General features: G+C 66.6%; 12 protein-coding genes, 1 tRNA gene and 1 pseudogene. 6 read left to right on the forward strand and 8 right to left on the reverse strand.

The window, feature by feature from the left end:
• Nucleotides 1-48: 48 nt before the first annotated feature.
• The 6 genes from A5789_RS17070 to A5789_RS17090 form a co-directional block, all read right to left on the reverse strand.
• Nucleotides 49-876 (reverse strand): PIG-L deacetylase family protein, encoded by an 828-nt coding sequence (locus tag A5789_RS17070; protein WP_064907209.1) that lies wholly within the window; start codon nt 874-876, stop codon nt 49-51.
• A gap of 345 nt (nt 877-1,221) precedes the next feature.
• On the reverse strand, nt 1,222-2,487 hold the full coding sequence (locus tag A5789_RS17075; RefSeq protein ID WP_193615567.1) for a cytochrome P450: 1,266 nt from the start codon (nt 2,485-2,487) through the stop codon (nt 1,222-1,224).
• Between the two features lie 302 nt (nt 2,488-2,789).
• Nucleotides 2,790-3,167 carry a hypothetical protein gene (locus tag A5789_RS36635; RefSeq protein WP_155525827.1) on the reverse strand — a complete coding sequence of 126 codons (378 nt, stop codon included), beginning with the start codon at nt 3,165-3,167 and terminating at the stop codon, nt 2,790-2,792.
• 98 nt (nt 3,168-3,265) lie between these two features.
• On the reverse strand, nt 3,266-3,697 hold the full coding sequence (locus A5789_RS17080) for a pyridoxamine 5'-phosphate oxidase family protein (protein WP_063011946.1): 432 nt from the start codon (nt 3,695-3,697) through the stop codon (nt 3,266-3,268).
• 29 nt (nt 3,698-3,726) lie between these two features.
• Nucleotides 3,727-4,620 (reverse strand): alpha/beta fold hydrolase, encoded by an 894-nt coding sequence (locus A5789_RS17085; RefSeq protein ID WP_064907211.1) that lies wholly within the window; start codon nt 4,618-4,620, stop codon nt 3,727-3,729.
• Between the two features lie 579 nt (nt 4,621-5,199).
• Nucleotides 5,200-5,273: transfer RNA gene (locus A5789_RS17090), tRNA-Pro, on the reverse strand.
• 804 nt (nt 5,274-6,077) lie between these two features.
• On the opposite strand from A5789_RS17090, the gene A5789_RS38290 reads away from it, so the two are divergent.
• The 6 genes and pseudogenes from A5789_RS38290 to A5789_RS37880 form a co-directional block, all read left to right on the forward strand.
• Nucleotides 6,078-6,290, forward strand: a complete 213-nt coding sequence (locus A5789_RS38290; RefSeq protein ID WP_064907212.1) for a cutinase family protein — start codon at nt 6,078-6,080, stop codon at nt 6,288-6,290.
• A gap of 500 nt (nt 6,291-6,790) precedes the next feature.
• Nucleotides 6,791-7,168 (forward strand): VOC family protein, encoded by a 378-nt coding sequence (locus A5789_RS17100; protein ID WP_064907226.1) that lies wholly within the window; start codon nt 6,791-6,793, stop codon nt 7,166-7,168.
• Nucleotides 7,169-7,299: 131 nt separating this feature from the next.
• Nucleotides 7,300-7,599 (forward strand): helix-turn-helix transcriptional regulator, encoded by a 300-nt coding sequence (locus tag A5789_RS17105; protein WP_063016039.1) that lies wholly within the window; start codon nt 7,300-7,302, stop codon nt 7,597-7,599.
• Nucleotides 7,600-7,710: 111 nt separating this feature from the next.
• Nucleotides 7,711-9,546, forward strand: a complete 1,836-nt coding sequence (locus tag A5789_RS17110; protein ID WP_064907213.1) for a phosphoenolpyruvate carboxykinase (GTP) — start codon at nt 7,711-7,713, stop codon at nt 9,544-9,546.
• Nucleotides 9,543-11,162, forward strand: coding sequence for a SulP family inorganic anion transporter (locus tag A5789_RS17115; RefSeq protein WP_227463034.1), 1,620 nt, complete (start codon nt 9,543-9,545; stop codon nt 11,160-11,162). The genes A5789_RS17110 and A5789_RS17115 overlap by 4 nt, the downstream gene beginning before the upstream one ends.
• A 172-nt stretch (nt 11,163-11,334) precedes the next feature.
• Nucleotides 11,335-11,685: pseudogene (locus A5789_RS37880) on the forward strand (class I SAM-dependent methyltransferase); the annotation flags it as partial.
• A 423-nt stretch (nt 11,686-12,108) separates the two neighbouring features.
• Here the strand turns inward: A5789_RS37880 and A5789_RS35680 are convergent.
• Both A5789_RS35680 and A5789_RS17130 read right to left on the reverse strand, forming a co-directional pair.
• Entirely contained in the window at nt 12,109-12,531 is a 423-nt protein-coding gene (locus tag A5789_RS35680) for a hypothetical protein (RefSeq protein ID WP_063016037.1), read from the reverse strand.
• A gap of 285 nt (nt 12,532-12,816) precedes the next feature.
• Nucleotides 12,817-14,187 (reverse strand): hypothetical protein, encoded by a 1,371-nt coding sequence (locus A5789_RS17130; RefSeq protein WP_064907215.1) that lies wholly within the window; start codon nt 14,185-14,187, stop codon nt 12,817-12,819.
• Nucleotides 14,188-14,345: the final 158 nt, after the last annotated feature.

A 14,345-nucleotide genomic window follows, 5' to 3' on the forward strand; every position in this document is an offset into this window, starting at 1 on the left:
TCTCGACTGGCCTCGGCCCGGTCAGCGTGTCGGTTCCTTGTTCGGCGCTCAGATGAGCCCGGCGAAGAGATCGTCTTCCGGTGTCGGCGCCCCGGTGACATCGAATGCGCGAATGTACTCTTCCACGGCGAAGACGGTGGGCCAGAGTTCCTCCGGAACTTTCGCGGTCGTGGAGGTATGGATCTGGCTGGCATGGGAAAACAGTGCCGACCGCTTCCTGGCCACGACCGAACGGATGTCGACGCGCGCGGCCACGTGTTCATCGATACCGTCGGTGACCGCGCGCCGGCTGCGGTCGGGTTCGAGATAGTCGATTCCCGCCTCGCGCAGAGCATTTCGCAACCGCGTCCAATACCGGGTCCCGTGCGCCGCGTAATACAACTTCGCCGCCACGCCACCCGCGCGAACGGCAGCTTCTGTCGCGCGCGCGGTATGAATGTGGTCCACATGCCGGGTGCCGGTCGGCTCGTGAGTGACGACAACCTGCGGGCGGTGTTTTTCGATGAGCGCGCCCAACTCCTCGGCGACGGTCTGCAGTGGTATGTCAGCGAAGACGGTGCACGCCGGACGCACCTGATCGATCGAGCCCGAATCATGGTGAGAAAGAAGTTCGAGCGTGCCGACACCGAGATGCGCACACGCTGTCCGCAACTCCGCAAGACGTGTTCGGGCAACCCGCTCCGCATTGTGGCCCGCGGAACCAGGTTTCGCACCGTCGATTCCGTCACCGTACTCGCCGTTCGTGCAGGTGACCAGAACGGTACGCACCCCCCGCCGTGCATACAGGCTCAAAACGCCTCCCGCGCTGGTGGATTCGTCATCCGGGTGGGCCATGACCGCCATCAAAGTCGGGCCTGAAGCCGAGCCGGACGTCATCGAAGGTCCTTTCCGTCGTTCACCCGCCGCGGGAAACGACTGTGGGTCGGCATCGGCCTTGCGATCATTGTTGCTTACGCCCAGACGGCGACCTACGACACCAAGAATCGACGTTAACCTCCAAAGTTCATGTCTCACAAGACTCTAGGCAGCCATGCCAGCAGGTGGAGAGGCCTCGGCCACAGCTCTGAGCTGTACGTGCGGCGAGACTGCGGTGGTCGACCAAGCGAACTTCCGCAGACGGATCGCGTCGCCCGACTTCCTGGCACGGGTGAGTGGTACATCGCTGGGGCCGAGCCGGAATGGGATTGCCGCGATGTACCACTCGTCGTATCGACGGCCGGGTCAGGCCATGACGGAGACGCGGTCCGTGTCGGTCACGGGCCCGGTGCGAGATTCCGTGCGTGCGGCCAGGCGGACCGGCAGGCTGGTCAAGCCGTGAATCAACAGGCTCTTTCGCCACGTCAGATCGCTGAATTCGCCGTCGAGCGACAGATCCGGGAAAGTGGCCAGCAGCCTCGAGATCGCGGTCGTGGCCTCCATTCGTGCCAGGGCGGCACCGAGACAGTGATGGATGCCGTATCCGAAGGCGATGTGCCGGCTCTCGGGTCGTTCGAGGTCGATGCGGTCCGGCTCGGCGAACCGGGCGGGGTCGCGGTTTGCGGCGGCGAGCGAGATGAGGATGAATTCGTCCGCGTCGATGTCCTGATCGCCCAACGTGATCGGGGCGGTGGTGTAGCGGGCCGTGGCCAAGTGCAGCGACCCCTGGAAGCGCAGGATCTCCTCGACGTAGGCGGGTATCGCCTCGGGGTTCGCGCGCAACCGCTCGGCGATTGCGGGCTCGCGCAGTAGCTCGAGTACCGAGTTGCCGATCAGATTGACCGTGGTCTCATGCCCAGCTATCAGCAGCAGGAGCAGCATGGCGATGAGTTCGTGCTGGTCCAGCCGGTCCTCGTGGTCTTTCGCGATGATCAGTTGGGAGAGCAGGTCGTCACGGGGGTCGTCGGTGCGTTCGGCGATCAACTTCGTCAGGTAGGTGAAGTATGTGACCCCGGCGGCGGCGCGTTCCTCGTTCGTGGCCGTGTCGCTGACGACCACGGCGGTCCACGAGCGGAAGTCTGCCTTGTCGTCGTCGGGCACCCCGAGCAGCTCGCAGATTACCGCGATCGGCAGCCGGAACGCGTAGTTGTCGATGAGGTCGACAGTCGTTCGCGCGCTGATGTCGTCGAGCAGACTGTCGGCGATCGAGGTGATTCTCGGTTGCAGATCGCGGATGGCGGGCCCCGCGAACGCCTTCGCCACGAGGCGGCGCAGACGCGTGTGCTGAGGCGGATCGGCGAACAACATATTGTCGCTGATGGCGGTGTTGAACATCTCGGCCGCACCGTTTTTGGCCAGCACGGCCTGTCCCTCGGGCGACCCGATGCGCTTGCTGATGGTCGGCTCCGCCAAGGCTTGCCTGGCCACGTCGTGATAGACGATCAACCAGCCGACCACACCGTCCAATCGAATGCGATGGAGGGGACCGCGCTCGCGCAGCGCCCGATAGGTCGCATGCGGATCCTGGTAGAACTCGTCTGTCAGTTCGAGGATCTCCATCTCGGCTGTCACCGGCCACCACCGGCCGACGAAACCATGGCCGAGCTCGAACATAGGTAATGCACTGTCCCTCAGTCCTTTCGACGAACATTCTGACTTGCGGCCGATGCGGTCCGGAACGAGTAATCGATCAGGGGTGCATCGGTGAGAGGTCGAGCAGTTTCGATCGGGTGAAACAGGGAGGCCCCCGCCACGGATTAGCCATGGCTACCGTTCAGTAAACATCTGAGTGCCCGAGTGGCTTCCGCGTGAACATCGCATCGAAATGCGCTGCTCGCACGCCAGGACTGGTCGGAAGTCGTTGAAGCGGAGTCTTATTCGGAACCGGAGAGCGAAACAGATGGTAGCCCGGCGTCATCGGCGAACGCCTCCGTGCCGCTCCCTTCTATCAGCACGGTGTGATCACGACTTCGTGGCGAAACATCACGACGCCCGCCGTCGCCGGCGTTCGACACGGTGGATGACGGTGGTATGCGGGCGTCGACGAACTCGGCGGCAATAGTTCGGTCGGACAGCTTGATTCGCTTGGCCGAGTTCTCCAGTGCAGCTACCGCTGCCTCGGTCAGGCGGCGGACGATACCGCCCGCGCCGCGCAGTCGTCGAGGCCGACGGCCTGTCCGGCGGCAAGAATCATGTGGCCGGCCACCGAATTCTTGCGCGTCGCCTGCGCCGTCGCCGAGTCGATCCTTCACGACCCACCGGCGGACCGAGAACGAACGGGCGACCACCGCCGGCTGAACCTGCTCATGTCGAGCAAACACTTCGCCGACCGGACGCCCGAACAGTGCTGTCAGAGATCACCCGAGTAGTCCTGGCTGATCCAGCGGTCGGGGCGGATGGTGAACAGTACGGAGTCGTTGCCGTCCATCCGGTCCGCGAAGGCGCGGCCCTCCTCCGGACCGAGATAGCGGCTGGCGATGCTCACCCGCGCCTCCCGGGGCGAGGGGGTGGCGGCCTCGATGACCGTGCCTTCGACGATGACGTACTGATAGGGCAACTCTTCGCGCTGCACCGTCAGTGTCACCACGCCGGCTTCCCGCACCAGCCTGGCCTTGCGGCGTGCCGCGCCGGTGTTGATGCGAATATTGCCGCCCGGGGTGTAGTCGTACCAGATCGGTGCGGTGGCGGGTGGACGCCCGTCGGTAGCGGCGACCGACAGCACTCCGATGTGCTTGCCCGCCAGGAATTCTTGACGCTCGGCTTCCGAGAAAGGTTTCGGCATAAGACGTCGAACGGAGCAGTCTGCGCCGTTTATTCCGGTCGAACGCGCGAATCCCACTGGGCGAGGACGGTCCGTAAGGTCGCCACCAGCGCAAGCGGTTGATCCATCATCGGGTGATGACCGGCCTCGGCCAATTCGACCACCGTCGCGGGCCGCCCGAACAAGCTCGCGATCTCCAGCGCCCGCTCCCGGGTCACCAAACCGCGTTCGCATCGGATGTACAGCACGGATGCGTCCACGGCCCGCAGCGAGCCCAGCGGTGGGATACGCCCGTCTTCGAGGCGCTTGCGCAACATCTCGGGATCGAACTTCCAGCCCCACCCGGCACCGATGTCTCGCACCGATTCCTCCGCCACGTGCCGCGCGACGTAAGGAAGCAGAACCGCCTGGTCCGGAATGGTTCGAAACCGGCCACAGATCTCGTCCCGCGTCGGATACGTCTTCGGCCGGTGGAGCAACTGCCGGACGATGGACTCTTGCGACGGCTCCTGAAACGGAGAATCGATGACGACCAGACCCGCGAGCGATTCCCGATGCCGCGCAGCCGCCACGGCGCTCACTCGCCCACCCATGCTGTGCCCGACGACGTACGGCCGTCCGGCTATCCCGCCGGCCTCGGCAGCGGCCATCACCTCGTCCGCCCAGCCCTCGATCGGATATCGGGATCGCACGGCGCTGTCACCGTGCCCGGACAAATCCAGCGCCACCACACGATGCGTACCCGCCAACAACGGAGCGATGTGGTCCCACCAGCCCGAATGCGCCGATCCGCCATGCACCAGCACCACACCGGCCGTCCCCGCCCGGCCCCAGCACCGCAGATGAACGACACCGCCCCCGACGTCGACCTCACGATGGTCGGGGAGTTCCGCAATGGCCCGCGTAAACCATCCCGGTGCCGCGACACCCGCCGTCACTACCATCGCCGCCTCCTTCGCCCGGGCCCGCTCCTCGGACCATATCGGCAGGCGTACGTAGCGGTGGCGCCACCGGTGGTGTAAGGAGGTTTTCGCTCGATCCCGGGCACCATATTCGCCACGTCCGAGACGGACCGGCGCTGACATGCGAACGCTGCGGGAGCGATCCCGAGCCGCGGAAACAGCAAACTGCGACAGCTTGTCCTACAAACTCAACTTCTCTGTGCAGCAGTACAATTCGGAAACCGAGCCAGCAGCGCGGCGTCGAACGCCGCCACCGCTCGGTGCGGCATGCCGCGCGAGCCGAAATCTTTCCTCTGGGTGACGCCACAACGTTCCGCCGAGTGGTCAGCACGGTGGTCGACGACGCCTGTGGCGACCCCGAGTGGTCCGCGCGGAAGAAGTTCGATGCACCAAAGGTGCCGTGTGACGAGCCCACCAGCCACGGGACGGTGCCACCCTTTGCGAAGCCAGCAGGCGGCATTCTGCGCGTTGGCACACTCTAGGCACACTGGCAGTCAACAATGACTCTCAACCGGAAACAAAAAATCCCCTCCGACCCTGGTCGGAGGGGGTTTTCGTCTGTCGGGCTGACAGGATTTGAACCTGCGACCACTTGACCCCCAGTCAAGTGCGCTACCAAGCTGCGCCACAGCCCGTTGCTCCCGCTTGCGGGTGCTCGAAGAGATTACCTCACTACCCCCTTGTTGGAGCAAATCGGCTGCTTGTGGGCAATCCCGCCCCCGGGCGCGGGCGGTGCGCGGTCCCTGAAGCGGCTCGTCTGGCCGGCGCCAGCCGAGGCGGACGGCGGCTACAAGTCAGTGGCGGCAGGGTCACTATTCGCCGATGCGCCGGCAGAGTGAAGAGTCGAAACAATCTGCCGCTCTTCCGAAGTCGCCGTGTGGCAGTCTGGAAGTTCGTTCCACGAGCGTCGCGGGGAGCTGCCATGGGCTACTGGTTCGTCGCTATGGTCTTTCTCTGGGGCGGGGTGGGTGGTCTGCCTCTGAGCGCCAAGGCGGCTCGATTCGGTCTGTGCTTCGCTCGGGGCGGGGTGGTGGTGGTGGGGCGGATCGTCGACGTCGAGCGCAGTCACCGGACGGTTCCCGACAGCGATGGCACCGAAACGATCGTGAGTATTCGTCTCCGGTGGTCGCCTTCCGCGCCGCCGACGGCCGGGAAATGCGGGAGTCGGCGATCGTCGCGCGAGCGCGCACGATAGCCGGCCGCTAGGAGGACCGGTTCGTCGCCGTCTCGCAGCGTGGCCAGTGGCAGGACCGGACGTGGACGCCGGGCCGCAATCGCGACCTGGTGACACATGTGACCGACGCGGCGAAGGCCTGCCCGAACCAGCGCTTCGTCCTGGTCGGTTACTCACAAGGCGCGAACGTGGTCGACGATTCGATCGGCATCAGCAGCGTGGGCGCGAAGGTCGGCGGGCCGATCGTGGCCACCTTCCCGCGTCGGTGGCGCCGAAGATCGCGGCGATCCTGTTGTTCGGCAACCCGATTCGCGGTATCGGTCACAGCGTCACCGGCCCCTATGCGGACCGCACTCACGACACCTGCACCGCGAACGACCCGGTGTGCGATCCCCATGGCACGAGCTGGAAAGTGCACCGGACCAGCTACACCGCCACAGCGGATGAGGCTGCGGACTTCGCCGCCGCCCACCTGTGAGGCGCCGAAGACGCTCCGGAAAAGGTCGCCGCGTCCGAAACGGCTTGTGCTGGTGGGTTTTCCGATCTCGACAGACCACCACCCGCCCAACCGCATCCCATGCGGTTCGGCGGGTGGGTGAGGGACCGGGGTCAGATGCCGATCACGCCGCGCATCTGGCCGAACCAGCCCACGACCATGTTCACGATCTGAGACAAATCACCGATAATCATCGGGTTCCTCCTTTCGGTAACAGTTGCGGACTGCGCTTTTCGTCATACCCAAGAGGTCCGGGAATTAACGTCTTCTATCTGCCCTCGTCGGCACGGGTTTCGTCCTACTCCACGGAAACGGATAGACGGCAGTTGGACATTCGAACACCCGTCACCGAGCGTCCGCGCCGGTGCCAGCCAGAACCGCGGAAGAACAACCACTTTCGCGCCTGGCCGGAAACGTTGCCGCCGCGCTCCCACCCGAGGGTGGCTAGCCGATCCGGCACCGCGACGGTGACACTGGACGGTATGCGTCTGAACCAGGTCACCGTCGGCAGCACGGACCTCGATCGAGCCGAGCACTTCTATCTGCTGCTCGGTCTGCGCCTGATCGTCAAGACCGAGCACTATCTGCGATTCGAATGCCCCGCGGGTGAGAGCACCTTCTCGGTCGACCGCGTCGACGCCGTACCGGGTGGCGAGGAAGTCACCGTCTATTTCGAGACCGACGACCTCGACGGCGAGTACCGGCGCCTGTCCGATGCCGGCATCGCATTCGAGCAGTCACCCACCGATATGCCCTGGCTGTGGCGCGAAGCCCCGTTACGTGACCCCGACGGCCACCGGCTGTGCCTGTTCCACGCCGCCGGCAACAGACGCAATCCGCCGTGGCGGCTGGCCGACTGATCGGCGGCGGCGAACAGCTCGGCACTTTTCCTGTTTGCTAAACTCTGCAATTAAGAACGACGGGGCAGGCCGTGGGGCCGCAGACCAAAAGGAGTGATCGCGTGCCCGGACTGAGCAGACCCCTCTATCAGATGAAAGCGGAGTTCTTCAAAACACTGGGGCATCCGATCCGGATTCGCGTTCTCGAACTGCTCAGCGAGCGCGAACAGGCGGTCTCCGAGATGCTGGCCGAGATCGGCATCGAGCCGGCGAATCTGTCCCAGCAGCTCGCGATTCTGCGCCGAGCCGGGCTGGTCGTGGCCCGGCGGGAGGGACTGTCGGTGACCTACGAGCTCACCTCCCCGCAGGTGGCCGAATTGCTGGCGGTGGCGCGGGCGATCTTGACCGGCGTGGTCGCGGGCCAAGCGGAGGCGCTGGAAGAGCTCGCCTGACGATCCGGGCACAGGGCGCCGGAACCAGTGGAGCGGGGGGCCCGAATGCAACCACTGTTTGCAGGTTTTCTAAACTAACTACATTGCAGCTTTATCAAGGAGGCAGGTCTCGTGTCCGACAGTTCACGTGTCATCGCACAGCTCGACGAGGTTCCGGTGGCCCACGAGAGCGTTCTGGCGTGGATCGCCGAGGTCGCCGAGCTGACGGCCCCCGAGCACATCGTCCTGTGCGACGGCTCCCGGGCGGAGTGGGATCGGCTGACCGCACGACTGGTCGACAAGGGAACGTTCGTTCCACTGACCGGTAAGCCGAACTCGTTCTGGTGTGTCTCCGATCCCGACGACGTGGCGCGGGTGGAGGATCGCACGTTCATCTGCTCCGAGCGCGAGACCGACGCCGGTCCGACCAACAACTGGGTCGACCCGGTGGATATGCGCACGGTGATGACCGAGCACTATCGCGGCGCGATGGCCGGCCGGACGATGTATGTCATCGCGTTCTGCATGGGGCCGCTCGATGCGCAGGACCCGAAATTCGGTGTGCAGATCACCGATTCGGAATATGTCGCGGTGTCGATGCAGATCATGACGCGGTCCGGCGACGCCGTCTGGGAAAAGCTCACGACCGGAACGGAATTCGTCAAATGCCTGCATTCGGTCGGCGCACCGCTGGGCGTCGGTGAGCCGGATGCGGCGTGGCCGTGCGATACCACCAAATACATCTCGCACTTTCCCGAGCGCCGCGAGATCTGGAGTTACGGATCCGGCTACGGCGGCAACGCGCTGCTGGGCAAGAAGTGTTTCGCACTGCGCATCGCCTCGGTACTCGGCCGGGACGAAGGGTGGCTGGCCGAGCACATGCTGATCCTGAAACTCACCTCCCCGCAGGGGAAGACGCACTACGTCGCCGCGGCGTTCCCGTCGTCGTGCGGCAAGACGAACCTGGCCATGCTCGAACCCGCGCTCGACGGCTGGACCGCCGAGACGGTCGGTGACGATATCGCGTGGCTGCGCTTCGGCGCCGACGGCCGGCTCTACGCGGTCAATCCCGAGGCCGGATTCTTCGGTGTCGCCCCCGGCACCGGCGCCACGACCAATCCCAACGCGATCGCCACCATCGCGAAAGGCAATTCGATCTTCACCAACACCGCCCGCACCGCCGACGGGGACGTGTGGTGGGAGGGATTGACCGCCGAACCGCCCGCCCATCTCGTCGACTGGCACGGCGAGAACTGGACGTCCGACTCGGGAACGCCTGCCGCGCATCCGAATTCGCGGTACTGCACACCGATTCGACAGTGTCCCTCGGTCGCTCCGGAATGGGACGATCCGGCCGGCGTGCCGATTTCGGCGATCTTCTTCGGCGGCCGTCGCGCCACCACTGTCCCGCTGGTCGCCGAGTCCTTCGACTGGGCCCATGGGGTGTTCACCGCCTCGGTGCTGTCGTCGGAAACCACCGCCGCCGCGGCCGGGACGGTCGGCGTCGTACGGCGCGATCCGATGGCGATGCTGCCGTTCCTCGGCTATCACGTCGGTGACTACTTCGCCCACTGGCTCCGGCTGGGTGCCGCCGCCGACCCGGCGAAACTACCGAAGATCTTCCAGGTCAACTGGTTCCGACGAGGTCCGGAAGGCGAATTCCTGTGGCCCGGCTTCGGCGACAACGTGCGCGTGCTGCAGTGGGCGCTGGAGCGTCTCGACGGCACCGCCGAGGCGGTCGAGACGCCGATCGGCTACGTGCCGGCGGTCGAGGCCCTCGATCTCACCGGCCTCGACGACGGGCAGCGCGCCCGGACGGCGGCATCGCTCGCGGTCGACATCGACGAGTGGGTGGCCGAGGTGGCCGACATCGACCACTGGTACGCCACCATCGGCGGCAATCGCCTGCCCGACGTGTTGCGGGAACAACTCGCCGCGCTGAAACTGCGTCTGGCAGCCCGGTTGTGAACATCGCAGCACTGCTCCCCCGCTGGTCGGATTGGCGTCCGGCCCTCCGCACCCCGGGCCCGGATCTGCTGTCGGGCCTGATCGTCGCCCTGGTGGCGTTGCCGCTGGCACTGGGATTCGGCATCAGCTCCGGACTCGGCGCCGCGGCCGGACTGGCCACCGCGGTCGTCGCGGGCATCGTGGCCGCGATATTCGGCGGCTCCCGTTTCCAGGTGTCGGGGCCGACCGGCGCGATGACCGTCGTGCTGGTTCCGATCGTCCACCAGCACGGCGGGGGCGGGGTGCTGGCCGTGGGCCTGATGGCCGGCATCGTGCTGGTGGCGCTCGCGGTCGCCGGGGCCGGGCGTGCGGTGCGATACATGCCGGCCCCGGTGATCGAGGGCTTCACCGCCGGCATCGCCGTGGTGATCGCCTTGCAGCAGTTCCCCAACGCTCTCGGCATCGCGCACGCGCACGGGGACAAGGTGTGGCAGTCGGCCTATGACGCTGTGCGCCAATATATTTCGCAACCCCATCTCGCGCCGGTCGTGATCGCCGTCGCGGTGGCCGCGGTGATGCTCGTCGGCGGGCGGTTCCTGCCGAAGCTGCCCTTCGCGCTGCTGGCCGTGGCCGGCGCGACCGTCGTGGTCGCGCTCTTCGACATCCCCACCGCGGCCATCGGCGCCCTCCCGTCGGGACTCAGTGCTCCCACACTGAACTTCCTCGACTGGGGCAGCCTCGGATCGCTGGTGGCGCCCGCGCTGGCGGTCGCTGCGCTGGGCGCCCTCGAATCGCTGCTGGCGGCGACCGCCGCGGATGCCATGGCCGTCGGCACCCGCCACGATCCCGATCGCGAACTGTTCGGGCAGGGGTTGGCCAATATCGCCGCACCGCTGTTCGGCGGCGTGCCGGCTACCGGTGCGATCGCCCGCACGGCCGTCAATGTGCGCTCCGGGGCACGCACACGCCTGGCCGCGCTGACCCACGCGGTGGTGCTCGCCGCCATCATCTACCTCGCCGCACCGCTCGTCGCCGATATCCCGGTCGCGGCGCTGGCCGGGGTGCTGCTGGCCACGACGGTCCGCATGGTGGAAACCGCGTCGCTGACCGCCATCGCGCGTGCCTCACGCGGCGACGCACTCATCATGGCCGCGACGTTCCTGGTCACGGTCGCCATGGACCTGGTGACCGCGGTCGGTGTCGGCGTCGCGATCGCGATCGTCCTGGCGCTGCGTTCGGTGGCGAAAGAAGCTCGGCTGCAACAGGTTCCGCTCGACGAGAGCGACCACCTCAGCGAGGAACACCGCCTGTTGCACGACCGTATCGTCGCCTACCGCATCGACGGACCGCTGTTCTTCGCCGCCGCGCACCGCTTCCTGCTGGAGCTGACCGAGGTCGCCGACGTCCATGTGGTGGTCCTTCGCATGGCGCACGTCACCGCCCTCGACACGACCGGCGCACTGGTCCTCAAGGACGCCATCGCGAAACTGCAGCACCGCAACATCACGGTCCTGATGTCGGGCTTGCGCGACGAGCATCGCCGTCGGCTCGCGGCGCTCGGCGCCCTGCCCGCGGGCGGCGAGACGCAGATCTTCGAGCAGACGCCCGAGGCCCTCGCGTACGCGCGCGCCATGTGATCGCCGCGCGGCGAAACCGCCCAGCGCTGCGGCGATCTCGCCCGGCAGCCGCAGGGCGCGCGTAGCATCACCTGCCGTGAGTGGTGATCCGGGGCCGGGCGCACCGGCCGAAGGCGGGGACACGTCCTTCACCGGATCGATCCCGCAGATCTACGACACGCTGCTGGTTCCGATGATCTTCGCCGAACCCGCCCGGTTGCTCGCGCAGGCGGTGGCCGCGACGGACGCGGTCGACATCCTCGAAACCGCGGCGGGGACCGGGGTGCTGACCAGAGCGCTCGCCCGGCTCGACGGTCGCGACATCGTGGCGACCGACCTGAACGAACCCATGTTGACGACCGCCGCGAACCGCACGGCATCGGATCGAGTGCGGTGGCAGGTCGCCGACGCCCGAGACCTGCCGTTCGCCGAATGCTCGTTCGACCTGGTGGCATGCCAGTTCGGCGCGATGTTCCTGCCCGACAAGGTCGGCGGATACGCCGAGACCCTGCGAGTGTTGCGCCCGGGCGGCGTGTTCGTCTTCAACGTCTGGGACCGGCTCGAGACCAATGTGGTGACCCTGATCGTCACCGAGGCGCTGTGCGCGGCGGCACCGGACGAGCCGCTCGAATTCTTTCGCCGCACGCCCCACGGATACTTCGACATCGATCGGATTCGCGGCGAACTCGCGGCGGCCGGCTTCGAGCGGATCAACGGTGAGTACATCGACGGGTCGAGCCGCACGACGGCCGAGACCGCGGCGGTCGCCCTCTGCCAGGGCACCCCGCTGCGCGGCGAGATCGAACGGCACTCCTCGCTCGATCTCGAATCCGCGACCGCGATCGCTGCCGAGGCGCTGCGCCGGCGGTACGGCACGGGCGAATTCGACGCGCCGATGCGGTGGCTGCAGGTGAGCGCGCGTCGGCCGGACCGAGTCCCCGAGACGCGGTCCGGCCGGCGCGAGATATCAGATTCTGCGCGGATCCCAGGTGGCGATCGCCCAGATCACCACGATGTCGAGGGCGATGACCAGGATCGACCACCACGGATAGTGCGGCAGCCACAGGAAATTGGCGATGATCGACAAACCCAGTAGCGCGATCGCCAACATCTGCCCCCAGGTCGAACGCGTGAACAACCCGGCGGCGGCCGCCACCATGAGGATGCCGAGGATCAGGTGGATCCATCCCCATCCGCTGATGTCGAACTTGTAGATGTATTGCGGTCCGGAAACGTAGACGTCGTCCTTCACGATGGCCGAAATGCCCTGCAGGATGGACACGATTCCGGTGACGGCCAGTAGGGCCGCCGCGGCCAGCGAGGTGCCGGCCGCCACCGCATTGCGGGTGTCGTTTCGCCCGTTGCGTGTTCCGTGTTCCGTAGCCGTCACGACGGCTCACCCCTTTTCGTGAACCTCGCCGGCGGATCCGCCGGCGCGTACCGACATGCGTCGGTTCCGGTGGGTTGTGACATGCGGCCCTGCGCTGCCTCCTGACCAGCCGCCGCGGCGGATGATGGTCCCGGTTCGCTCATCGACCTGGTACATCGCTCGATGGACGAATTCGGCGAGCCAACCGGGCATCTAACGATTCGTCGCGGAAAACCTCGCGGATAATCACGAACCGATGGACCGTGCGATCGACCCCGAAACGTAACCGAATCGCCGTATTCCGCGTCACCCGGTCGCCGTGGGCTCGGTCTCCGCGGTGGTTTCGGGCGCCGCCGCGGGCCGCGCGAGAATTTCGACGATCAGCAGCAGCGCTCCCGCGACCAGCACGATCCCCACCACGACCAAACCGGTCGCGTAGGGCCACAGCACCAGCACGAGCACCGCGCCGGCGAGCACGGCGAGGCGCAGCGGTGTGCGGTAATGCGCGACGAACGACTCGACCACGTTGGGCGGGCGCCCACGCCGGCCGCGGACGGCGACCATGAGCCGCCCGAAGCCGGAACGCACGGACTGCGCCGAATGAGACGACCCCGCCAGATATCCCACCGCGGCCACGACCAGGCTGACGACCGCGACCGCGCGCAGCGACACCCGCATCGGGTGGATCACGGTATCGAACAGCGCGGAGGCGGCCGGTGGCGACAACGCGTCGGGCGGAACGGAATCGAGGTAGATACTGCGAGCGATCACCACCCCGACGGCCAGCAGCACCATCGCGACCGCACCGGCGACGCCGACCAGTGCGAGGGTCCGCAGCCGCCGGCCGCGGGGAGCCAGCCACACCGCACCCGCCGCGGTGGCCAGCGCCACCCACGGCAGGATGTTCGCCGCGCGGTCGAGCGTGCGCAGCCATTTCTGGTACTTGGGCAGCTCGGTGGCATGGAAGATGACGAATTGCGCGTCGACATCGGGAATCTTGTCGGCGAAGCTGATTCCGCGTGCGTCGAGCCGTTCGCGCACGGTCGCGAGGATCGGCTTCAGCGAAATGCTCACGGTGCCGTTGTCGCTGACCTCGATTCCGGGTCTGGTCTCACCCTTGACCACATGGACCAGTGCGTCGTGCGCGCGGCGGTTGGCCGTGTCCCACGCCTCGCGGAACTGATCGCTGGTCACCACGGCCGTCGCGGCCTGGTGGATGTAGTTCTCGGCCTGGTCGGCCACCAGCGCGGGCAGACTGTTCAACGCCGCGACGGCACGGGGGCGATCCGACAATTGCCCGACGTTCTGCGTGAGCGCGTTGACCGCATCCGCCGTGTACGCCTTGATGTCGACGCGACCGACGATCGCATCGGTGATCTTGTCGGCCAGTTCCTTCTGGATCGCCGGATCGGTGGCCAGCGGTGCGACGGTCGTGACGTAGCGGTCGGTATCGAAGATCTGGCTGCGCACGAACCGCGTCGTCACCGATCCGATGATCAGTAGCGCGGTCAGGATCAGCAGCAGCACGACGCCGGTCCAGCGCCAGGCGTGCCGATGAGATGGGCGCGGTGGATGCGCTGCGACATACGCGCGCAACCGCTCGAGTTCGGCGCGATCATCGGTGGACAGTTCCGCATTCGACGCCGGCGGGCGAGCATCTCGATCTTCGGCGGACATGATGACTCACACCCTTCCGGGCCGATCGACACGGCCCAGAACTGATTCGGCGCCGCTGCCCTCGGGGGGACAACGCATTCGCCGCCGACCCCGGATCGATCCCACACCGTGACCCAACGGTGCTGCCCCGGTACGGATCAGGCGGGTCGCTCGCGAGA

It is taken from the genome of Nocardia sp. 852002-51101_SCH5132738 (assembly GCF_001665695.1).
In the GTDB taxonomy this organism is placed as follows: Bacteria; Actinomycetota; Actinomycetes; order Mycobacteriales; family Mycobacteriaceae; genus Nocardia; species Nocardia nova.